Source organism: Curtobacterium sp. MCLR17_051 (assembly GCF_003234395.1).
Classification (GTDB): Bacteria; Actinomycetota; Actinomycetes; order Actinomycetales; family Microbacteriaceae; genus Curtobacterium; species Curtobacterium flaccumfaciens.
The window spans coordinates 62,775-83,414 of the sequence record NZ_QKTA01000011.1 but is presented as its reverse complement, the minus strand read 5'-3'; the positions used below and the strand labels follow the sequence as shown (position 1 = coordinate 83,414).

Here is a 20,640-nt window from a genome sequence, read left to right as displayed (position 1 = left end):
GGGTCAGCGCACCTCGGCCGAGGCCCACAGCACGCCGGCCCCGCGGCCCACCGGGCGCAGCAGCGGCACGGCGACGAGCACGGCCGCGGCCAGGTAGGCGACGGTCTGCAGCAGGCCCGGGACCGCGAAGGCGACACCGAGCGACTCCTGCGGGAGCGCCGTGAGGAGCACGGTCCCCGACAGCAGCGCGGTGACGAACCACGCCGCAGCCGCCACCGTGACGATCCAGCCGAAGGCCCGCTGCACACCCGGTCCACTCCGGACGGTGACGACGCCGAAGGCCACGAGCGCCGCCTGCGCGACGACGAGGAACACATCGATCAACAGTCCGGGAACCAGCGACACGAGCGCGAACGCGAGCACGGACACCGCGAACGTGAGCGCCCGGCGGTCTCGAGCGCGCACCGCGGCGACGAGCACGACGACGGCAGCGATGCCGGCGACGACCGTGGCTCCGAGGAGCAGCCCGCGGGGCAGGTCCCAAGGAGCCAACCAGACCGTCCCGACCAGTCCGGCCGCTCCGAACACCAGCGCCGCCACCACCGCGGCCGCCGACACCACCCGTACCCCCGTGCTGCTCTGCATGCCCGCACACTATGCCCCGGGACCCCGCCAGCGGAACACCCCTCCGCCCGGCGAGGGACGGACGTTCGTGTCCGCGCGATGACGGTTCCGGTTCGCGCCGCCCGGGGATCGTGAACCAGAACCGTCAACGAGGTGGGAACGCGTGCCCATCCGCCCCGGCTCGCCGCTCGCCGACGACACGCCCGTCCGACGCCAGGTCGTCGTCCAGACGGCGCGGTCGACTTGACTGTCGTTCGAACACACGTTCGAATACCGTCGTGGGACGGCGTCGCGAGAACCGGTGGCAGCCCCCGGAACACCCGGAGGTCGAGCGTCCGCGCGCGTACTCCCTGTCGGAGGACGCCCGCGGCGGCGACGTCTGCCACGCCGTCACCCCGAAGCCGGTCTGGGCGTGGATCCAGTTCCCGACCTTCCACGTCCGGGTGAAGGCCTTCGCGAAGAGCTGGACCCGGGATGCCGTGCTGGTGGAGTGGGCGCAGTTCGGGCAGCAGGCCGAGGCATGGGTGTGGCGCTCCGCGGTGAAGCACCGCACGCTCCGTTCCGACCGCGACAGCGCGAACCGGAGTCCGCAGAACGCACTGCGTTGACTTCCACCCGCACCCCGAGGATGGTTTAGCGAACGCGGGTTCAGCAAGTAACTCACTGATCGAGGCATTCGATCCGGACCCGTCCCCACGAAGGAGGCACCATGAAGAACGCAGCGGTGCCGTCCTGGGTCGCCCACGTGCTCACCCCGCCCGAGGTCATCAGCGCCTACGTCGAGCGGCGGATCAACGATCCGTCCCTCCTGTCGGGTGAGCAGTCGGAACCCACGTACGCAGACTTCCTGCGCGACGAGTAGACGGTCTTCTCAGGAGGCCCGGATCACGCACCGCCGTCCGCGGACGTGATCCGGGCCTCCTCTTCGTTCACCCCACCGGTCCGCGGCGTCGGCGACGGGCCGACAGCGTCACACCGACGCTCGCGGCGGTGACGCACGCCAGGGCAACCGTCTCGAGCACCGACAGTCCCTCGGCCAGCACGACGAGGCCGGCCAGAGCGGCGATCGCCGGGCCGAGGCTCTGCAGCACGCCGAACACCCGTGTCGGCATCCGGCGGAGCGCGAGCATCTCGAGGGCGTACGGCAGCACGCTGGACAGCACGGCGACGGCGCCGAAGACGATCAGGAGCGTCGGTTCGCGCAGGACGCCGTCCACCGCGGACCGGAGCCCGAACGGCAACGACACGAGCATCGCGACCACCATCGACACGACGAGCCCGTCGACGCCGGGGATCGCGGCTCCGACGTGCCGGTTCATCACGATGTAGCCCGCCCAGCACGCGGCGGCGAGGACCGCCCAGACGACCCCGCCCACCTCGGTCACCGCGGTCGGGCCGACGCCGAGCAGCACGACCCCCGCGAGCGCCAGCACGGCCCACAGGGCATCGCGCCAGCGCCGGGTGTGCACGAGCGACAGGGCGAGCGGCCCGAGGAACTCGATCGTCACGGCGACACCGATCGGGATGCTCGCGAACGACAGGTAGATGAAGACGTTCATGCCGCCGAGCGCCAGGCCGAGGCCGACCGCACCGAGCCACTGCGCCCGCGTCCAGTGCCGGACGCGGGGACGGACCACCAGGGCGAGCACGACGGCACCGATGACGAGCCGGAGCGTGGCGGCCCCGACCGCGCCGACGTCGTCGAAGTGGGTCTTCGCGATCGCGGCGCCGAGCTGGACGGACACCATCGCGGTGAGGGCCAGCAGGGGTGCGGGGACCCGGTTCATCCTCGGGCTCGGTTCATCCTCGGGCTCGGCTCATCCGAGGTAGGCGAGGACGGCGAGGACGCGGCGGTGGTCCTCTCCGGTGTCCTCGAGTGCGAGCTTGCCGAAGATGCTCGACACGTGCTTCTCGACGGCACCGGTACCGATCACCAGGGCGCGGGCGATCGCGGCGTTCGTGCGGCCCTCGGCCATCAGCCCGAGCACGTCACGCTCGCGCGGGGTCAGGGCTGCGAGCGGGTCGCGGCGGCGGCTCATCAGCTGCGTGACGACCTCGGGGTCGAGCACGGTACCCCCGGCGGCGATGCGGCGGACGGCATCGTCGATCTCCTCGAGCCGGGTGACGCGGTCCTTGAGCAGGTAGCCGATGCCGGTCGCGCCGGCCGCGAGGACGTCCTCGGCGTAGGTGGCCTCGACGTACTGGGAGAGCAGGAGCACACCCGTCCGTGGAGCGATCCGGCGGGTCTCGACGGCGGCGCGGACACCCTCGTCGGTGAAGGTCGGCGGCATCCGCACGTCCATCACCACGACGTCGGGTGCACCCTCGGGCAGCGTCGCCAGGAAGGCCCGGGCGTCGGAGTACTGCCCGATGACGTCGATGCCGGCCTCGTCGAGCACGCGGGCCAGGCCCTCGCGCAGCAGGACGGCGTCGTCGACGACGACGGCCCGGATGCGTGCTGCATCCGGGCCGTCTGTCATGCCGACCAGCCTAGTGGGAGCGCGGGCGCCCCCGTGGGGTCACGACCGCTGGTTCGCCGCCGTCGGGACGCCGTTCAGGGCACCGAGGGGGATCCGGGCGGTGGCCTCGGTCGGGCCACCCTGGGGGCTCGAGACGACCAGGTCGCCGTCGAGGGCCCGCATGCGGCCGATCAGGCCCTCGATCCCGTGGCCCTGCTGCGGTCGGGCACCGCCCCGGCCGTCGTCGGTGACGCTGACCGTCAGGTACCAGAGGCCCGAGGCGTCGACGACCAGGCCGAGGTACACCCCGGCGGTGGTGGCGCCGGCGTGCTTCATGGTGTTCGTCAGCAGCTCGCTCACCGTGAAGTACACGTTGCGCTGGATCTCCGTGGCGAGCTCCAGGCCCTCGGGCAGCCGGACGTCCAGGCCCACCGGGATCGGGGTGCGGGCGACCAGTGCCTCGAGCGCCGCGACGAGTCCGCGGTCGAGCAGGATCGGCGGGGCGAAGCCGCGTGACAGTGCGCGCAGTTCGTCGAGGGCGTCCTGGGCGTGCTCGGACGCCTCACCGATGAGCTGCTTGGCCTTCTCGGGGTCCTTCTCGAAGGCGCGCTCGGCGGCGGACAGGTCCATGCGGAGTCGCACCAGCCGCTGCTGCGGGCCGTCGTGCAGGTCGCGCTCGATCTGGCGCAGTGCCTGGCCCTCGGCGGTGACGGCACCGGCGCGGGAGGCCTGCAGGCCGGCGACGCGCTGCTCGAGTTGCTCGGCCCGGAAGCCGCCCAGCAGGCCGAAGTCGACCCAGTAGTGCGCCAGGACGGACCCGCGGGCCCAGAGCGGGAAGAGCACGACCGAGGCGGCCATCGACAGCAGGCCGAGGGCGCCGACGCCGGTCACGAACCCGACGCTGTCCGTGTAGTAGCCGACCCGGACGTTGTTCGCGAAGTACAGTCCGCCCACGACGATCGGCCAGGCGAAGCCGACGAGCAGCAGTGCACCGGTCCCGACGGTCACGACCGCGACGAGCGGGTAGACGACCGCGGCGTGCAGCAGGTAGAGCCAGTAGTGCGGGTTGGCGACGGCCGAGCCGGTACGGGTCCACCAGTTCTGCTGCCACCGGGGCGTCCAGTCCACCGGGCGGATCGGGCGTCGGTCGGCCCAGCTCATGCGGAGCTTCTCGAACTGTCCGAGCCACCGCGCCACGAACAGCGCGATGAAGAACATGAGCAGGACGAAGGGGTTGAACAGGTCCCGGAACCCGCCACCGAAGATCGCCGTCGGGAACGCGAAGTACAGCGTGCAGAGCAGCACGGCGGTGAGCGCCATGTAGCCGAAGTCCCGCGGCAGGCGCCTCCACGCGTCGCGGTAGAACTGCCCGGCGGTCATGCCGGACCCGCGACCGGAACCACCGACCGGACCGGACCCGACCCGCGGGGTGGCGCTCCACGACGCCGGCGGGGACTGCGGGGCGTCCTGGGGGTCCTGCTGGTGCTGGCGCGGGTACTGGGGCATCGGCTTGGTGGCTCCAGGGGGCACGGAGTCGCCCAGCGGGACGGTCTGGGCCTGGTCGGGCGAAGGCGTGACGTCGTCCAGCGGGACGGTTCGCGCCTGGTCGAGGCGGTCGGTGTCGGTCATGCATCCAGCCTCGCGATCGCGGAGCCGTTCCCCCATCCTGCCCTCTCCCCACCCCGGGTGGGGTTATCCCCCCTCTTCCACAGGTCGCCCGATCCACGCCCGCGCGTCCTGCCCGTGGATCACGCTCGTCGGATGGCTGATGCGCTCCGAGCACTGGTCGACGCCGTCGGGCTCCAGGTGGGGCCGGGCACCGAGGTCCGGTCCGACGACGAGGCGTGGACGCTCGACGTCGAACCGACGGGCACCCACGTCTGGGTGGCGACGCGGTCCCGTTCCGTGTGGATCCGGCGCGGAGACGACATCGCGATCGTCGACGCCGGCACCGCCGCCCTCGTCGAAGGGCACGCGACGATCACGATCAGCACGGGCCCCGAGCGCTCCGGCCCGCCCCGCGTCGCGGAGACGTACGCGTTCCCGCACGAGGCGCTCTTCGCGCTCACCGGTGTCCTCGTCGGTGCCGCAACGCTCGGCCCGCTCGTCGACGAGGTCCTCGCGCTCCCGCCCATCGCGAGCACCGGCCCACCCGGTGCGCCCTCGCCAGACGTCGGCCTCGCGCTGCGCCACGTCGGGCACCTCGACGGCGGGAGGTGGCACGGCGCGCAGCAGCAGGCCCTCGCCCGGCTCGTCGTCACGACGGTGCTCCGCGACAACCCGCCCCCGATGCTCGGCGACAACGGTCTCGCGCGGATCCTCGACCGCCTGTTCGATCCGGCCGGTCCGTCGTCCCTGCGGGCCCTCCTCGTCGGTGTCCGGATGTCGGAGCGCACCCTCGAGCGCCGGTGCGCCGCAGCAACGGGATGCTCGCCCGCGCAGCTCGGCCGCTGGTACCGCAGTCTCGCCGTCCGCAACGCACTCACCCGAGGCGACCGCCCGTCCGACGTCGCGACACGCTTCGGCTTCAGCACGACGTCGTCCATGCGGCGAGCCCTCGAGCGGGTCCGACCCCCGACGACCTGCCGGTGACCGTCGACCGCGGGGGTAGGAGGTTCCGCTCCGCATCGATGACGGTTCCGGTTCACGATCCTCGGGTTTCGTGAACCAGAACCGTCACGGCGCGGAGAAGACCACGTCGTCCCGCGTCGGTGCAGTGCAGTGCGGTGCGTGCGCCAGTTGCAGGCAGCCGCGCCGCGCTGCGGGAGGGGGAGCGGCGGCAGCGGGAGCGGGAGCGGGAGCGGGTCGTCGGCGCCGACGTCCGGAGCGGGTCAGGCGGGGGCGCGGCCGGTGGACTCGCGGACGCTCAGGGTGAGCGAAGGGCCCGGGCGCGAGGGGAGCGGAGCGCTGGCGTCGATCTGCGCGCGCAGCAGGGTCGCCGCACGCTGTCCGAGCTCGACCGTGTCGCGGGTGAGCGAGGTGATCGCCGGCCGGACGAGCCGGATCATCGCCGAGTCGTCGAAGGACACGATCGACACGTCGCCGGGCACCGCGACGCCCATCTCGCTCGCCACGCCCAGCCCGGCGACGGCGAGCACGTCGTTGTCGTAGACGATCGCGGTCGGTCGGATGCTCTGGGACAGCAGGGTGCGGGTGGCGCTCGCGCCGGCCTCGGCCGAGTAGTCCGTCGGCACCGAGACCGTGTCGTCGAGCCCCTCGTCGGCAGCGAACGCCCGGAGCCGGTCCATGCGCATGGCGGTGTGCTCGAACTCGGGCCGACCGGCGACGTGCGCGATGCGTCGGTGTCCGAGGGCGTGCAGGTACCGCAGAACGGTGTCGGTGGCGTCCGAGTCGTCGATCCAGACCGTGGGGGCGGCGCCGTCGGGGGAGGGGTGCGAGCCGACGACGACGGTCGGCATGCCGAGGTCGGCGAGCAGGGCGAGCCGGGCGTCGTCGCGACGGGGGTCGATCACGATCACGCCGTCGACACGGTGTCCGCGCCACCAGTCCCGGTAGGTCTCGAGTTCTTCCTCGGCATCGCGCGCGACGAGCAGGTTCATGCCGACGTGCGTGCCGGCGAGCCCGAGCTGGATGCCGGAGATCAGGTCGCCGAAGAACGACTCCGTGCCCAGGGTCCGGGCCGGGCGGTTCAGCACGAAGCCGATGGAACCGGCCTTCGCGCCGCCGAGTGCCCGGGCCGCGGTGTGCGGCTGCCAGTCGAGCTCGCGGGCGATCTCACGTACGCGGCGACGGGTCTCGTCGGAGACGCCGGGGCGGTCGTTCAGCGCGAACGACACCGCACTGATGGACACGCCGGCCCGCGCGGCGATATCGGCGATCGTCGTTCGACGCTTGGTGGCCACGGGGTTGACTATAGCGCTTTAGTCATTCACAGTGGCTGCCACACACGGGTTCGGTGACTGCTGCTGAACCGGTTCAGCTATGACGAGGGAGTCAGACGCCATGAGGACCACCACACGCATGACGAGGGGCCGCGCCACCGCGCTGCTCGCGACGGCCGCCGCCACGGCGCTCGTCCTGACCGGCTGCTCGAGCGGCGGGAACGCGGCCGACAACGGCGGCGGCGAGATCAGCGGCACCATCACCCTGCAGACCTGGGCGCTCACGCCGACCTACACGGGCTACCTCAACGGCGTCATCAAGGACTTCGAGCAGGCCCACCCGGACGCGAAGGTCAAGCTGCAGGACCAGCCCGGCGACGGGTACGCCGACAAGGTGCTCAGCCAGGCCTCGTCGAACAGCCTGCCCGACGTGATCAACCTGCCGCCGGACATCGCTCTGCCGCTCGCGAAGCGCGGGTTCCTGCAGGACGTCGCGAAGGACGACTCGAAGCTCGCCAGCACGTACGTCGCCGGCGCGTTGGACTCCTACAAGTACAAGGGAGTGGACGGCACGTTCGGGTACCCCTGGTACCTCAACACCGACGTGAACTACTGGAACTCGACGATGTTCGCCAAGTGCGGCCTCGACGCGAAGAACCCGCCGAAGACCACCGACGAGCTGTTCACGCAGGCGAAGACCATGCACGACAACTGCCCGACCGACTACCTGATGAGCCGGAAGCCCGGCCTCGGTGACTTCACGCTCGCCGGCGTCAAGGTGCTCAACGCCGACGGCACGAAGTTCACCTTCGCCGACTCGTCGAAGGCCGCCGACCTGATCGACCGCTACAAGGACGCGTACCAGGACGGCTACATGCCCTCCAACGTGCTGAACAGCGACTACCTCGGCAACTCCACCCTGTTCACGCAGGCCAAGGTCGCCTGGACCACCGGTGGTGCCACCTCGCTCGCCGACTTCGAGAAGAACAACCCGTCGCTCAAGGGCAAGGTCACCGTCAGCCCCGCACTCGACACCCCGCCGCTCTACGTGCAGGGCCTGTCGGTCTCGAGCAAGTCGAAGCACCTCGCCACCGCCGAGGCCTTCGCGAAGTTCATGACGAACGCGGAGAACCAGGAAGCGTTCGCCCACAAGGTCAACATCTTCCCGTCCACCACGTCGTCGCAGTCCGACCCGTACTTCTCGAAGGACGACGGCACCGTGAACGGCGAGGCCCGGGTCCTGGCGAACGAGGCCCTGAAGACGGCGAAGGTCATCAACCCGGTCGAGGCGAACTCCGCGATGACGGACTTCCTCGACCAGCAGATCGCCCTCGCGATGAAGGGCCAGGTGGCGCCGAAGCAGGCGCTTGAGACCGCCCAGACCAAGATGAACAGCCTGCTGGCCAACGGCTGATCCGGCCCCGGAGAAGGAAGAGGGAGGATCGTCATGCGTGCGAACCGCTGGTACACGCCCTGGTTGCTCGTCCTGCCGGCACTGATCTGGCTCGTCGCGTTCAGCCTGTGGCCCTCGATCAACACGGTGCGGTTGTCGTTCACGAACGCCAGCCCGCTCGGCGGCGTCAGCCAGTGGGTCGGGGTGCAGAACTTCGAGACCTTGCTCGCTGATCCGCAGGTGTGGGAGGCGCTGCTCAACAGCGTCATCTACATGGCGGTGTGCCTGCCGCTGCTGACGGTCCTCCCGCTCCTCATCGCGGTGCTCGTGCAGCAGAAGCTGCCCGGGATCGCGTTCTTCCGCACCGCGTTCTACACGCCGGTCATCGCGTCCGCGGTGGTCGTCGGGCTCATCTGGACGTGGATCCTCGACGACCGCGGCGTCATCAACGAGATGGCGCAGGCCCTCGGCGTCGTGCAGGGCAGCGTCCCGTTCCTGACCGACCGGTGGCTGCTGCTCCTCAGCGCCATCAGCCTGACGGTGTGGAAGGGGCTCGGCTACTACATGATCATCTTCCTGGCCGCCCTCGGGAACGTCGGCAAGGACCTGCACGAGGCCGCCGCCCTCGACGGTGCCGGCGCGGTCCGTCGCTTCTGGTCGGTCACGATGCCCGGGGTCCGCGGCACCATGACACTCGTCGGGATCCTGGTGTGCGTCTCCGCGCTCCGGGTGTTCAGCGAGCTCTACATCCTCACCAACGGCACCGGCGGACCCGGCGGGCAGGACAACTCGCTCGTCATGCTCATCCAGCAGTACGCCCGCGGCTTCACCGGCAACCTCGGCTACGCGTCCGCCTTGAGCCTCCTGCTCTTCGTCGTGACGCTCGTGCCGATGCTCGCCCTCGCCCGGATGAACAGCAAGGCGGACAAGTGACGAACACGACCAGCACGACCGAACCCGTCATCGGCGGCGCGCAGGGCGCAGCCAGCCCGACGCCGGACGTGACCGGCGCGACGGGCGCTGGACGGGCCTCCAGGCAGAACGGACGGGGCGGACGCGACGGACGCAAGCGGCGCCGCGCGGTCTGGGGCGTCATGTCCACCCGCGAGAAGGTCGTCCGCTACGTCCTGCTCATCGTGGTGCTCTTCATCACGATCGGCCCGTTCCTGTGGCAGCTGTCCACGTCACTCAAGGGCGCCGGTGAGGACATCTACACGGCGAACCCGTCGTTCATCCCGTCCGAACCGACCATCGAGAACTACCTGAAGGTCGCCGCCGCGATCCCGGTGTGGCGGTACATCGGCAACTCCCTGCTCGTCGCCGCGATCGACGTGCTCGGCAACATCGTGTTCGCGACCCTGGCCGGCTTCGCCCTCGCCCGTCTGCAGTGGCGACACCGGAAGCTCGTGCTCGGCCTGTTCCTCGGCACCCTCGTGCTGCCCGGCGAGGCGACGATCATCTCGCAGTTCGTCACCGTGAAGGACCTCGGCCTCGCCGACAACCTGGTCGGCGTCGCCCTGCCCGGTATGATCGCGGCACTCAACGTCCTGCTGATGTTCAACGCGTTCCGGCAGATCCCCGAGGAGATCGACCAGGCCGCGGTGATGGACGGTGCGAACGCGATGCAACGCCTGCGCTACATCTCGCTGCCCGCCGTGCAGGGGACCATCGCGGTCATCGCGATCTTCTCGTTCATCGGTGCGTGGGACGACTTCCTCTGGCCGCTCATCGTGCTGCAGTCGCCCGAGAACCTCACCCTGACCGTCGGGTTGCAGTACCTGCAGGGCACGTTCGCCACCGACCAGCGGATGATCGCGGCCGGCACCATGATCGCCTTCATCCCGATCGCCGTGATCTTCGCCGTCCTGCAGCGCTTCTTCTTCAAGGGCGTCGAAGAGGGCGGTGTGAAGGGCTGATGCGCTTCGGGGTCAACTACACGCCCTCGGTCGGCTGGTTCCACTCGTGGCTCGACTTCTCGCGGTCGGACACCGCCAGGGACCTCGAGGCCATCGCGTCGATCGGCGCCGACCACGTGCGGATCTTCCCGCTCTGGCCGGTCGTCCAGCCGAACCGGACGCTCATCCGGCAGCAGGCCCTCGACGACGTCGCGACGGTCGTCGACCTCGCCGGCTCGTTCGGACTCGACGTCAACGTGGACGCGCTGCAGGGGCACCTGTCGAGCTTCGACTTCGTGCCGTCCTGGCTGGACAGCTGGCACCGCCGCAACATGTTCACCGACCCGGACGTCGTCGCGTCGACCGCCGCGTACGTCCGGGCGCTCGCCGGAGCGGTCGCCGACAAGCCCAACCTGCTCGGCATCACCATCGGCAACGAGGTCAACCAGTTCGCACACGCGCCGCACCCCGCACCGCACACGATCACGGCGGAGCAGGGGCACGCGTGGGCGGCGGCGATGGTCGCGGCGGCGCGAGCGGGGCTGTCATCCGGCCTGGAGGCGCGGCTCGACCCCGCCTCGTCGGTCGCTTCCGCCACCGGGTCGCGTCCCGGGCCACTGGTCACCGTCGCGCAGTACGACGCGGCCTGGTACGACGACGCCCAGCCCTTCGGCCCCGAGCACGCGGCGGACCACGGTGACGCCACGGTCACGCACTCGTGGGTGTTCAACGGCTCGGCGGCCCTGCACGGTGCCCTCGGAGCCGGGTCGGTGCGGCACGGGGAGTACCTGCTCCAGCTCGCCGCCGCCTGGAACCGCGACGCCGCCCGGCCGAACTGGTTGCAGGAGGTCGGCGCCCCCACCAACGTCGTCGACCCCGCCGACGCCGCCGCGTTCACCGAGCAGACCATCCGGCACGTCCTCGACGCGCAGCAGGTGCTCGGGGTGACGTGGTGGTGCTCCCACGACGTCGCCCGGTCGCTTGCGGACTTCCCGGAGCTCGAGTACGACCTCGGGCTGTTCACGAACGACGGACGCCTGAAGCCCGCCGGCGAGGCGTTCGCCGCCGTCGCCCGCGCCGAGCACACCCGCGACGCCCGTGCCGCACCGCCGACCACCGCGCTCGTCCTCGACGACGTGCTGTCCGACGGCACCGACCGGCACGGCACCCGCGCCGACTGCGCCCCTGGCGGTCGGTTCGCCGCAGCCTGGCTCGCCCTGGCCGAGGCCGCACCGGACGGCCGCGGCCCGCAGGTCGTCCTGCGCTCCCGACTGTCGGACACCGCGCTGCTGGCCGACCGCGGCATCGACCGCTGCGTCGACGTCCCGTCCGACCTCGACACCACCACCGTCCGCGTCGCCCACCCGGCGACGACGCCCTGACCCCGGAAGGCCCCATGCACGACGACATCCCCCTCACCACCGGACGCGCCCGACGGGTGCTCGACGAGCGGATCACCCCCGCGGTGCACGCGACCACGACGGCCCTCGAGGCCGCGTGGCACGAGCTGCCGGGGGAGCCGGTCCCGCCGACCGAGGGGCTCGCGCTCACGTTCGAGCCCTACGAGGTCGGCACCCCGTGGGGCGCGGCCTGGGGCACGACGTGGTTCCGGTTGACCGGGACCGTGCCGAGCGAGTGGGCCGGACGCCGGGTGGAGGCCGTGATCGACCTCGGCTTCGACAAGAACATGCCCGGGTTCCAGTGCGAGGGACTCGTCTACCTGGCCGACGGCACCCCCGTGAAGTCGATCAACCCGCGCAACCAGTGGGTCCTGGTCACCGAGCGGGCCGAGGGCGGCGAGACCGTCGAACTGTTCGTCGAGGCCGCATCGAACCCCGTCCTGCTCGACTACCACCCCTTCCTGCCGACGCAGGAGGGCGACGTGCAGACCTCGTCCTCGAAGCGCCTCTACGCCACCCGCCGGATGGAGCTCGCCGTCTTCGAGTCCGAGGTGCACGAACTCGCCCTGGACATCGACGTCCTGCTCGAACTGCAGGCCGAGCTGCCCGCCGGACCCCGACGCATGCGGATCCTGCAGGCCCTCGACGACGCCCTCGACGCGCTCGACCTGCAGCACATCCCGGAGACCGCCGGGGACGCCCGTGCGGCGCTCGCCGAGGTGCTGGCCGCTCCCGCCGAGGCCTCGGCGCACACGATCTCCGCCGTCGGGCACGCCCACATCGACTCCGCCTGGCTCTGGCCCGTGCGCGAGACCATCCGCAAGGTCGCCCGCACCACGTCGACCATGACCGAGCTCATCGACCAGACCGACGACTTCCTGTACGGGATGTCGAGCGCGCAGCAGTACGCGTGGATCAAGGAGCACCGCCCCGAGGTCTACGCCCGCGTCAAGGCCGCGGTCGAGGCTGGCCGGTTCCTGCCGATCGGCGGCATGTGGGTCGAGTCCGACACCGTGATGCCGACCGGCGAGAGCATCGTCCGGCAGTTCTCGCAGGGACAGCGGTTCTTCGAGCGCGAGTTCGGCATCCGACCCAAGGGCGTCTGGCTGCCGGACAGCTTCGGGTACTCGCCGGCGCTGCCGCAGCTGATGCGCCGCGCGGGCTTCGAGTGGTTCTTCACGCAGAAGATCTCGTGGAACCAGGTCAACAAGTTCCCGCACCACACGTTCCTGTGGGAGGGCATCGACGGGTCGCGGGTGTTCTCGCACTTCCCGTCGATGGACACCTACAACTCGCGGTTGTCCGGCAGCGAGGTCGCGAAGGCCGCCCGCCAGTTCCGCGAGAACCGGCTCGCCAGCGGCTCGATCGCCCCGGTCGGCTGGGGCGACGGCGGCGGTGGCACCACCCGCGAGATGACCGGCACCGCCGCACGGTTGGCCGACCTCGAGGGCAGCGCGAAGGTCCGCTGGGAGCACCCGGACACGTTCTTCGACCGGGCGAAGTCCGAGCTGACCGATCCGCCCGTGTGGGTGGGGGAGCTGTACCTCGAGCTGCACCGGGCCACGCTCACGTCGCAGCACGGCACGAAGCAGGGCAACCGTCGGTGCGAGCAGCTGCTCATCGAGGCCGAGCTCTGGGCCGCGACCGCCGCTGCCCGCACCGACTTCGCCTACCCCTACGACGAGCTCGACGCCCTGTGGCAGCAGGTCCTGCTCCAGCAGTTCCACGACATCCTGCCGGGCACCTCGATCGCGTGGGTGCACCGCGAAGCGGTCGAACGCTACGCCGAGACGGCCGCGGCGCTGACCGCGATCATCGACCAGTCGCTCTCGGCGCTCGCCGGCACCGGGGACGCGGCCGTCGTCGTGAACCCGGCCCCGTTCCTCCAGGCCGGTGCACCCGCGCAGGGCGCGGTCGTGGCGACCGACGTGGTGGCGGCGACCGCCGTGTCCCTGACCGAGCAGGACGGCGGGTACGTGCTGGCGAACGACCTGGTGCGGGTCGTCGTCGACGCGCAGGGGCTCGTGACGAGCGCCGTCGACCTGGCGAGCGGCCGCGAGGCGATCGCGGCCGGGCAAGCGGCGAACCTGCTGCAGCTGCACCAGGACTTCCCGAACATGTGGGACGCGTGGGACGTCGACCGGTACTACCGCAACCGCGTCGAGGACCTCGTGTCGACCACCGGGCTGACCGCGTCGGTCGACGACACCGGGGCCGCACGGGTCGTCGTGTCCCGGGCGTTCGGTGACTCGACGGTGACGCAGGAGATCGTGCTGGCGCCGGGGTCCCGCACCCTGGAGTTCGATCAGGTGACCGACTGGCACGAGACCGAGAAGTTCCTCAAGGTGGCCTTCCCGCTCGACGTCCGTGCCGAGCACACCGTCGCCGAGACGCAGTTCGGCGCGCAGAAGCGGGTGACGCACACGAACACCTCGTGGGAGGCCGCGAAGTTCGAGACCTCGATGCACCGCTACGTGCTGGTGGCCGAGCCCGGCTTCGGTGTCGCGCTCGTGAACGACTCGATCCACGGCTTCGACACCACGCGCGACGCCGTCGACGGGCACGTCACCACCACGGTGCGACTGTCGCTGCTGCGCGCACCGCGGTTCCCGGACCCCGAGACCGACCAGGGCGTGCAGACGCACCGGTACGGCATCGTCATCGGCACCGACCAGCTCGGCGCCACGTCGGCCGGCGTGCGGATGAACGCGGGCGCGCGGACCATCACGGGCGCGCACGGCTTCGACCCGCTGGTGCAGGTCTCCGGCGACGTCGTGCTGTCGAGCGTGAAGCTCGCCGACGACCGGTCGGGTGACCTGGTCGTGCGCGTCTACGAGCCGTCGGGGCAGCGGGGGACCGGGGGCATCGCGGTCTCGGCCGACGAGGCGACCTTCGGTGCTGCCGTCGAGGTGACCCTGCTCGAAGAACCGCTCGGGGACGCGTCGTCCGACGCCGATGCGTCCTCGTTCGCCGTCGACGCCTACGAGGTCCGCACCTTCCGGTTCCCGCGCAACTGACCGACCGACTGACCGACCGCCCGTCCCACCCAAGGAGGAACCACATGAAGCAGTCCACGAAGTTCAGCATCGCGACCGCACTGGTCGCCATGCTCGCGGCACCACTGGTGCCCGCCGCAGCGTCCGCGGCGCCCTCCTCATCCGGGGCCGGCCACGGGCACGGACACGGTGCGTCCCACGGCGGCGGGCACGGCCACGGTCATGGTCACGGGCACCACGCTGCGCCCACCAAGTCGGGGCCGACGAGCATCGCCTACGTCGAGGTGAACAACGACGAGCTCGCCAACGTCGGGCGGTACACGCTGGAGAACGGCGCGAACGCGTTCGACGTGGCGATCATCTTCGCCGCGAACATCAACTACGAGGACGGCAAGGCGGTCCTGTACAACAACGAGAACGTGCAGCGGACCCTCGACCAGGCCGCCACGCAGATCCGCCCGCTGCAGGCCAAGGGCATCAAGGTCACGCTCTCGGTGCTCGGCAACCACCAGGGCGCCGGACTGGCGAACTTCCCGACGAAGGCCGCGGCGCGGGACTTCGCGGCGCAGGTCTCGGCGACGGTCAAGAAGTACGGACTCGACGGCGTCGACCTGGACGACGAGTACTCCGACTACGGCGTGAACGGCACCCCGCAGCCGAACCAGCAGTCCATCGGCTGGCTCATCAGTGCGCTGCGTGCGGACATGCCGGGCAAGATCGTCTCGTTCTACGACATCGGCCCGTCGTCCGACGCCCTGAAGACCGCGAGCCCGTCGATCGGCGGGAAGCTCGACTACGCCTGGAACCCGTACTACGGCACCTACACGGCGCCGACGATCCCGGGCCTGCCGAAGTCGAAGATCTCCGCCGCCGCGGTCGACATCCAGAACACCCCGCAGGCCACGGCAGTGTCGCTCGCGCAGCGCACGAAGGCCGACGGCTACGGCGTCTTCATGACGTACAACCTCCCGGGAGGCGACGAATCCGCTTACGTCTCCTCCTTCACCAAGGTGCTCTACGGACAGGCCGCGTCGTACCGCTGACGCTCGCGTCCTGACGGCGGCTCGCGCCCCGTGCTGCCCGGCTCCGGCCTGGAGGCACGGGGCGCGTCGTCTAGGTCCCGCTGGCCCGGGGGAGGCACCAGTTCCTCCTCGCCCGTGACGGTTCCGGTTCGCAGACCCCGGCGATCGTGAACCGGAACCGTCATCCACCGAGAACGAATCCCGACCCGGCGCGCCCGACGCCGCGGCCGTACGATCGCCGCATGGAGCTCGAGTTCCGCGGCGAGGTGATCGAGTGGCGCGGCCCGTCACCGTTCTTCTTCGTCGTCGTGCCACCGGACGCTGCCGAGGTCATCGCCGACCTCGCTCCGGTGCTCACCTACGGGTGGGGTGTGATCCCGGCCCGCGTGACGATCGGCTCGGTGACGTGGACGACGTCGCTGTTCCCGAAGAACGGCGGGTACCTCGTGCCGTTGCGGGCGGCGGAGCGGAAGCGTGCCCGGGTGGAACTCGGCGACTCCCCGGAGATCACCCTCGAGTTCGCCGACCCCTGACACGCGTGCCATCGACCGTCACTCCTCCACAGGTCCGTCGATCGCGATACCTCCCCACAGTCATCGACGGTGGGCCCCGGTGTCGCGGTCCTGCTCCCTACCGTCGAAGGTGTGGAGGGGAGGTGGCGATGGTCGAACGACCACGACATCCCAAGAAGGACATCGAACTGGTCATGCGCGGGGCAGAGGCGCGGGGATGGCGCTTCGCGAAGGGGAGGAAGTACTACAAGGCGTACTGCCCGTGCGGGGAACACCTGCACACGGTCCACTTGACGCCGTCGAACCCCTGGTACGTTGTGCATCTGAAGTATCGGCTCGCGCGGACGGGCTGTGAGGACAGGAGAACGTGATGACGAACTACCTCGTGCGGCTCGAGTGCGTGGCGCAACTCGGGGCAGCGGACGATCCGCGCGCAGCCCTCGCGGCGGACTTCGACGCCATCGCGGAAGCACTCTTCGACCTCGACGACGTCCACGACCAGGACCTGACCGCTGACCTGTCGACCGGCACGCTCACCTTCTCGATCGGTGTCGACGCAGACGACGAGTCCGGGGCGCTCGACCGTGCGCTCGGTGCTGTCCGGACCGCGCTGCACGTTGCTGGTCGCGGCACTCCCGGTTGGGAGCAGCACTACCGGATGCTGCGGCAGGAAGTCGGAGAAGCGCCGCTCGGAGCGCTCTAGGGGTGGCTCGGGAGCGTGCGACCGTTCATCGTCTCAGCGGCCGGGGTCACAACCAAGTGGCGACGCCGCCGTGCCCGGAGCAGGTCCCTCGCCGCGACTGGCTGTAGCTGTAGACACCGTCGACACACTGTGCCGTCGCTCCGGCGGGTGCGCTCGAAGCTGCTTCGGGTCGGCAGACCGTTGCGCCAGCGGAATTGACGTACGTGCCGTTGGAGCACGTCGGAGCTGCGGGAACTGCGGGAGCGACGTAGGTGCCGACCGTCGTGACCTGCGTCACCGGCGGGGTCGTCACGCGTTCGCTCTTCAGGACCCGACCGGACTCCACGCCATCGGTGTAGGTGATCGTGTAGGTCTTCGTGGTGACGCCCCGCACCCCGGGCGTCGTGACCGTCGTCGTCCCCTGCGCCAGCGTCGAGCTCTGCACCGTCGTGGAGCTGAACGGGATCCGTGAGGTCTCCGTCATCGCCTTGGTCGTGACCACCGGCGTTGGTGTCGGTGTGGGCGTCACCGTCGGCGTCGGTGTCAGGGACGTCTTCGGCTTCGCGGCCGTCGTCGCGCTCGGGGTCGTCGCGGCGGCGACCTGTGCCGGTGCGTCCGGCAACGGATGGGTCGCACCGTAGGCCGAGGTGGATCCGATCAGTGCGGCGAGAGCGATGCCCGCACCGATCGCGGCAGTAGCTCGCTTCCTCGGGATCCGGAGCCAAGTCGACCGCCGGAAGGCGACGGCGTAGAGCGTCGTGGGCAGGATGACGAGCGCGATCATCATCAGCATCCCCCAGACCCCGGTCGATGCGAAACCGGCGAGCGCGAGGACGGCGGTTCCGACGATGCCGACCCACGTGATGATCGGTACCCGCCGACGGGTACGTGGCGAACGCGGGCTTGTGGTCTGGCGGGGGTTCGGCACTGAGCTCCTATGCATGGCGAGGACCGCTCAAGTGTCCTGGAGACAGCTCCGCCGCCCCATCCCCAGTTTTGGGTGGTGTCGATCGCGCGCTGCGCCCGTTCGCTCGTGGTGCGAGGTTGATCACTCGGTGCGCCGAAACAACCTCGCACCGAGCGTGCAACCGTGCACCAGCCGACGAAGCGCGGGGCAGAAGGAAGATGAGAGGGGATGACGGGAATCGAACCCGCGTAGCCAGTTTGGAAGACTGGGGCTCTACCATTGAGCTACATCCCCGCGCCTGCGCACCAGGCGCAGCCCGACCATCGTAGCGGACGAACGAGCACCGACATGCCGACGCGCGTCATCCCGAAGCCGGGCGCCGGTGCCGAGCGCACCATCCGCTGGTCGCGGGTGGTCTCGTACGTGCTGGTGGTCCTCGCCGCCGCGGTGCTGTCCCTGCGTCCCGACCTGTTCGGTGACCCGCAGTCGCAACCCGCGCACGCACTGCTGCACGTCTGGCGGATCGTCGTCGGACTGTTGCTCGCGGTGGCTGCCCTCGGGGTCCAGGTGGCCGTCGGGATCCGGTGGCGGCGGGGTCTGCGACGCGCCGCGGAGGACGACTGAGCAACCCCCGGGAACAGCGCGCCGTCGGACCGCTAGACTCACCGGGGTCGCATGCGCCCCTCGGCGTGCGCGGCTGATCCCTGGCACGAAGCAACGGGGCGTAGCTCAGCTTGGTAGAGCGCCCGCTTTGGGAGCGGGAGGTCGCAGGTTCAAATCCTGTCGCCCCGACCAGGTCCTCCGAGCACCACCGACCACACGAACGTCAACCAACAGGAGAACATCCCTTGGCCACCAGCACCGTCGACAAGGTGAGCGACACCCGCGTCAAGCTCACCGTGAACGTGACGCCGGACGATCTCAAGCCGAGCATCGACCACGCCTACAAGCACATCGCCGAGCAGATCAACATCCCCGGCTTCCGCAAGGGCAAGGTCCCGCCGGCGATCGTCGACCAGCGCGTCGGCCGCGGCGAGGTCCTGAACCACGCTGTCGGTGACGCCATCGACAACTTCTACCGCCAGGCGGTCGAAGAGCAGGAGCTGCGCATCCTCGGCCGTGCCGAGGCCGACGTCGCCGAGCTGCCGAACGTCGCGGACTTCACCGGCGACCTCGTCCTCACCTTCGAGGTCGACGTCCGCCCCGAGTTCGACCTGCCGGACTACTCCTCGTACGAGCTCACCGTCGACGCCGTCGAGGTGTCGGACGACGAGATCGAAGAGGAACTGCAGAACCTCCGCACCCGCTTCGGCACGCTCGTGACGGTCGACCGTCCGGCGAAGACCGGCGACTTCGCGCAGATCGACCTCACCGCCAGCATCGGCGACGACGAGGTCGACTCGGCCACCGGCGTCTCCTACGAGATCGGCTCCGGCGACCTGCTCGAGGGCATCGACGAGGCGCTCGAGTCCCTGACCGCCGGTGAGTCGACGACCTTCGAGTCGAAGCTCGTCGGTGGCGACCGCGAGGGCGAGACCGCTCAGATCGCCGTCACCGTCACCGCCGTCAAGGAGCGCGAGCTCCCCGAGGCCGACGACGAGTTCGCCCAGATCGCCAGCCAGTTCGACACCATCGACGAGCTCAAGGCGGACCTGAAGGAGCAGATCGCGAAGTCCAAGACCTTCGGTCAGGGCGCCGCGGCTCGCGACAAGCTCGTCGAGAAGCTCACCGAGGACGTCAACATCCCGATCTCGGAGCAGCTCATCGCCGATGAGGTGCACCGTCACCTCGAGCAGGAGAACCGCCTCGAGGACGAGGAGCACCGCAAGGAGGTCTCCGAGTCCAGCGAGACCGCCTTCCGCTCGCAGATCCTCCTCGACGCGATCGCCGAGAAGGAAGAGATCCAGGTCTCGCAGGAGGAACTGACCCAGTACCTCATCCAGGCCGCCGCGCAGTACGGCATGGAGCCGGCCGAGTTCATCAAGGTCATCGACCAGAACGGCCAGATCCCCGGCATGGTCGGCGAGGTTGCCCGTTCGAAGGCGGTCGCGACCGTCCTGTCCAAGGTGACCGTGAAGGACACCAACGGCGACGCAGTCGACCTGTCCGCCTTCACGGCGGGCGTCGCGCAGGAGCCGGCAGGGGACGCCGAGTAACGATCTCGACGCCACCAGCATGCAAGACGGGAGGCACGGTGCCAGCTGGCACCGTGCCTCCCGTCTCGTGTTTTCCGCACCACCGCATTGCTGTCGGCGAACAGACGAGAACTGGTGCGTTGCACCCGATAAGTTCGACAACAAGCGACAACTGAACGGGAGCTTTTCCATGGCCGAAGCAACACTGAACCCCAGTGTTTTTGACCGCCTTCTGAGAGACCGGATCGTGTGGCTCGGCTCCGAGGTCCGCGACGACAACTCGAACGAGATCGCAGCCAAGCTGCTGCTGCTCGCCGCCGAGGACCCTGAGAAGGACATCTACCTCTACATCAACTCGCCCGGTGGTTCGATCACCGCCGGCATGGCGATCTACGACACGATGCAATTCGTCCCGAACGACATCGTCACCGTGGGCATCGGCCTCGCCGCGTCGATGGGACAGTTCCTGCTGTCCTCCGGCACGCCCGGCAAGCGCTACATCACGCCGAACGCGCGCGTGCTGCTTCACCAGCCGTCCGGTGGCTTCGGCGGCACCGCTGCCGACATCCAGACGCAGGCCAAGGTCATCCTCGACATGAAGCAGCGCATGGCGGAGCTCACGGCCGAGCAGACCGGCAAGTCGGTCGAGCAGATCCTCAAGGACAACGACCGCGACAACTGGTTCACGGCGCAGGAAGCGCTCGAGTACGGCTTCGTCGACCACCTCCGCGCCTCGAGCGCCGAGGTCATCGGCGGTGGTGGCACCGTCGGCGACGGCGAAACGCCCACCAGCGCAGCCGAGCCCGACGCCCAGTCCTGATCACCACCGAAGA

General features: G+C 70.0%; 20 protein-coding genes and 2 tRNA genes. 15 read left to right on the top strand and 7 right to left on the bottom strand.

Features of this window, described 5'->3' with window-relative positions:
• Positions 1–3 precede the first annotated feature (3 nt).
• Positions 4–585 carry a hypothetical protein gene (locus DEJ06_RS10855; protein WP_146245835.1) on the bottom strand — a complete coding sequence of 194 codons (582 nt, stop codon included), beginning with the start codon at positions 583–585 and terminating at the stop codon, positions 4–6.
• Positions 586–842: 257 nt separating this feature from the next.
• Here DEJ06_RS10855 and DEJ06_RS10850 point away from each other — a divergent pair, with 257 nt between their 5' ends.
• The gene (locus DEJ06_RS10850; RefSeq protein ID WP_111039285.1) at positions 843–1,172 is read left to right on the top strand and encodes a hypothetical protein; all 330 of its coding nucleotides are present in this window, start codon (positions 843–845) and stop codon (positions 1,170–1,172) included.
• A 101-nt stretch (positions 1,173–1,273) separates the two neighbouring features.
• The gene (locus DEJ06_RS18280; RefSeq protein WP_163343414.1) at positions 1,274–1,426 is read left to right on the top strand and encodes a hypothetical protein; all 153 of its coding nucleotides are present in this window, start codon (positions 1,274–1,276) and stop codon (positions 1,424–1,426) included.
• Positions 1,427–1,493: 67 nt separating this feature from the next.
• On the opposite strand, the gene DEJ06_RS10845 is transcribed toward DEJ06_RS18280, so the two are convergent.
• Genes DEJ06_RS10845 through DEJ06_RS10835 form a run of 3 tightly spaced genes read right to left on the bottom strand, consistent with a single transcriptional unit; the run spans position 1,494 to position 4,652 of the window.
• A complete protein-coding gene (locus DEJ06_RS10845; protein ID WP_111039284.1) occupies positions 1,494–2,351 on the bottom strand; it encodes a DMT family transporter in 858 nt (285 codons plus the stop codon).
• Positions 2,352–2,381: 30 nt separating this feature from the next.
• Entirely contained in the window at positions 2,382–3,044 is a 663-nt protein-coding gene (locus DEJ06_RS10840; RefSeq protein WP_027464682.1) for a response regulator transcription factor, read from the bottom strand.
• Positions 3,045–3,083: 39 nt separating this feature from the next.
• Positions 3,084–4,652, bottom strand: a complete 1,569-nt coding sequence (locus tag DEJ06_RS10835) for a sensor histidine kinase (RefSeq protein WP_111039283.1) — start codon at positions 4,650–4,652, stop codon at positions 3,084–3,086.
• Positions 4,653–4,784: 132 nt separating this feature from the next.
• Here DEJ06_RS10835 and DEJ06_RS10830 point away from each other — a divergent pair, with 132 nt between their 5' ends.
• Positions 4,785–5,615, top strand: coding sequence for a helix-turn-helix domain-containing protein (locus DEJ06_RS10830; RefSeq protein ID WP_111039282.1), 831 nt, complete (start codon positions 4,785–4,787; stop codon positions 5,613–5,615).
• A gap of 239 nt (positions 5,616–5,854) precedes the next feature.
• On the opposite strand, the gene DEJ06_RS10825 is transcribed toward DEJ06_RS10830, so the two are convergent.
• Positions 5,855–6,886, bottom strand: a complete 1,032-nt coding sequence (locus tag DEJ06_RS10825; RefSeq protein WP_111039281.1) for a LacI family DNA-binding transcriptional regulator — start codon at positions 6,884–6,886, stop codon at positions 5,855–5,857.
• A 118-nt stretch (positions 6,887–7,004) separates the two neighbouring features.
• Between DEJ06_RS10825 and DEJ06_RS10820 the strand changes: the two genes are divergently transcribed.
• The 8 genes from DEJ06_RS10820 to DEJ06_RS10785 all read left to right on the top strand — a co-directional run bounded on the left by DEJ06_RS10820 (position 7,005) and on the right by DEJ06_RS10785 (position 16,786).
• Positions 7,005–8,279 (top strand): sugar ABC transporter substrate-binding protein, encoded by a 1,275-nt coding sequence (locus DEJ06_RS10820; protein ID WP_110864882.1) that lies wholly within the window; start codon positions 7,005–7,007, stop codon positions 8,277–8,279.
• A 33-nt stretch (positions 8,280–8,312) separates the two neighbouring features.
• The gene (locus DEJ06_RS10815) at positions 8,313–9,191 is read left to right on the top strand and encodes a carbohydrate ABC transporter permease (RefSeq protein ID WP_027464687.1); all 879 of its coding nucleotides are present in this window, start codon (positions 8,313–8,315) and stop codon (positions 9,189–9,191) included.
• Entirely contained in the window at positions 9,188–10,174 is a 987-nt protein-coding gene (locus tag DEJ06_RS10810; protein WP_204166197.1) for a carbohydrate ABC transporter permease, read from the top strand. Before DEJ06_RS10815 ends, DEJ06_RS10810 begins: the two co-directional genes overlap by 4 nt.
• The gene (locus tag DEJ06_RS10805; RefSeq protein WP_111039280.1) at positions 10,174–11,535 is read left to right on the top strand and encodes a cellulase family glycosylhydrolase; all 1,362 of its coding nucleotides are present in this window, start codon (positions 10,174–10,176) and stop codon (positions 11,533–11,535) included. The genes DEJ06_RS10810 and DEJ06_RS10805 overlap by 1 nt, the downstream gene beginning before the upstream one ends.
• 14 nt (positions 11,536–11,549) lie before the next feature.
• The gene (locus tag DEJ06_RS10800) at positions 11,550–14,570 is read left to right on the top strand and encodes a glycoside hydrolase family 38 C-terminal domain-containing protein (RefSeq protein ID WP_111039279.1); all 3,021 of its coding nucleotides are present in this window, start codon (positions 11,550–11,552) and stop codon (positions 14,568–14,570) included.
• 44 nt (positions 14,571–14,614) lie between these two features.
• Positions 14,615–15,592: an endo-beta-N-acetylglucosaminidase H gene (locus DEJ06_RS10795; RefSeq protein WP_111039278.1), complete on the top strand. Its 978-nt coding sequence runs from the start codon at positions 14,615–14,617 to the stop codon at positions 15,590–15,592.
• A 221-nt stretch (positions 15,593–15,813) separates the two neighbouring features.
• Positions 15,814–16,104, top strand: a complete 291-nt coding sequence (locus DEJ06_RS10790; protein ID WP_111039277.1) for a DUF1905 domain-containing protein — start codon at positions 15,814–15,816, stop codon at positions 16,102–16,104.
• 349 nt (positions 16,105–16,453) lie between these two features.
• The gene (locus tag DEJ06_RS10785) at positions 16,454–16,786 is read left to right on the top strand and encodes a hypothetical protein (protein WP_111033466.1); all 333 of its coding nucleotides are present in this window, start codon (positions 16,454–16,456) and stop codon (positions 16,784–16,786) included.
• A gap of 46 nt (positions 16,787–16,832) precedes the next feature.
• Here DEJ06_RS10785 and DEJ06_RS18615 read toward each other — a convergent pair whose 3' ends face one another.
• Together DEJ06_RS18615 and DEJ06_RS10770 are read right to left on the bottom strand one after the other, a co-directional pair.
• Positions 16,833–17,693 carry a DUF3761 domain-containing protein gene (locus DEJ06_RS18615; RefSeq protein WP_258372496.1) on the bottom strand — a complete coding sequence of 287 codons (861 nt, stop codon included), beginning with the start codon at positions 17,691–17,693 and terminating at the stop codon, positions 16,833–16,835.
• Positions 17,694–17,895: 202 nt separating this feature from the next.
• A tRNA-Gly gene (locus DEJ06_RS10770) sits at positions 17,896–17,966 on the bottom strand.
• 54 nt (positions 17,967–18,020) lie between these two features.
• Between DEJ06_RS10770 and DEJ06_RS10765 the strand changes: the two genes are divergently transcribed.
• From DEJ06_RS10765 to DEJ06_RS10750, 4 genes are all read left to right on the top strand, one after another.
• On the top strand, positions 18,021–18,296 hold the full coding sequence (locus tag DEJ06_RS10765; protein WP_111039275.1) for a hypothetical protein: 276 nt from the start codon (positions 18,021–18,023) through the stop codon (positions 18,294–18,296).
• A 94-nt stretch (positions 18,297–18,390) separates the two neighbouring features.
• Positions 18,391–18,467, top strand: a tRNA-Pro gene (locus tag DEJ06_RS10760).
• A 53-nt stretch (positions 18,468–18,520) separates the two neighbouring features.
• Positions 18,521–19,828: a trigger factor gene (gene tig / locus DEJ06_RS10755; RefSeq protein WP_027464695.1), complete on the top strand. Its 1,308-nt coding sequence runs from the start codon at positions 18,521–18,523 to the stop codon at positions 19,826–19,828.
• Between the two features lie 169 nt (positions 19,829–19,997).
• Entirely contained in the window at positions 19,998–20,627 is a 630-nt protein-coding gene (locus tag DEJ06_RS10750; protein ID WP_035807635.1) for an ATP-dependent Clp protease proteolytic subunit, read from the top strand.
• The last annotated feature ends 13 nt before the right edge of the window (positions 20,628–20,640 follow it).

What these genes read in the sequence shown, in the direction of transcription:
- DEJ06_RS10800 (WP_111039279.1), top strand. Translation starts at nt 11,550, where the DNA reads ATGCACGACGACATCCCCCTCACCACCGGACGCGCCCGACGGGTGCTC.
- DEJ06_RS10815 (WP_027464687.1), top strand. Translation starts at nt 8,313, where the DNA reads ATGCGTGCGAACCGCTGGTACACGCCCTGGTTGCTCGTCCTGCCGGCA.
- DEJ06_RS10855 (WP_146245835.1), bottom strand. Translation starts at nt 585, where the DNA reads ATGCAGAGCAGCACGGGGGTACGGGTGGTGTCGGCGGCCGCGGTGGTG.
- DEJ06_RS10820 (WP_110864882.1), top strand. Translation starts at nt 7,005, where the DNA reads ATGACGAGGGGCCGCGCCACCGCGCTGCTCGCGACGGCCGCCGCCACG.
- DEJ06_RS10750 (WP_035807635.1), top strand. Translation starts at nt 19,998, where the DNA reads ATGGCCGAAGCAACACTGAACCCCAGTGTTTTTGACCGCCTTCTGAGA.
- DEJ06_RS10790 (WP_111039277.1), top strand. Translation starts at nt 15,814, where the DNA reads ATGGAGCTCGAGTTCCGCGGCGAGGTGATCGAGTGGCGCGGCCCGTCA.
- DEJ06_RS10785 (WP_111033466.1), top strand. Translation starts at nt 16,454, where the DNA reads ATGACGAACTACCTCGTGCGGCTCGAGTGCGTGGCGCAACTCGGGGCA.
- DEJ06_RS10805 (WP_111039280.1), top strand. Translation starts at nt 10,174, where the DNA reads ATGCGCTTCGGGGTCAACTACACGCCCTCGGTCGGCTGGTTCCACTCG.
- DEJ06_RS18280 (WP_163343414.1), top strand. Translation starts at nt 1,274, where the DNA reads ATGAAGAACGCAGCGGTGCCGTCCTGGGTCGCCCACGTGCTCACCCCG.
- DEJ06_RS10835 (WP_111039283.1), bottom strand. Translation starts at nt 4,652, where the DNA reads ATGACCGACACCGACCGCCTCGACCAGGCGCGAACCGTCCCGCTGGAC.
- DEJ06_RS10765 (WP_111039275.1), top strand. Translation starts at nt 18,021, where the DNA reads ATGCCGACGCGCGTCATCCCGAAGCCGGGCGCCGGTGCCGAGCGCACC.
- DEJ06_RS10845 (WP_111039284.1), bottom strand. Translation starts at nt 2,351, where the DNA reads ATGAACCGGGTCCCCGCACCCCTGCTGGCCCTCACCGCGATGGTGTCC.
- DEJ06_RS10840 (WP_027464682.1), bottom strand. Translation starts at nt 3,044, where the DNA reads ATGACAGACGGCCCGGATGCAGCACGCATCCGGGCCGTCGTCGTCGAC.
- DEJ06_RS10830 (WP_111039282.1), top strand. Translation starts at nt 4,785, where the DNA reads ATGGCTGATGCGCTCCGAGCACTGGTCGACGCCGTCGGGCTCCAGGTG.
- DEJ06_RS10795 (WP_111039278.1), top strand. Translation starts at nt 14,615, where the DNA reads ATGAAGCAGTCCACGAAGTTCAGCATCGCGACCGCACTGGTCGCCATG.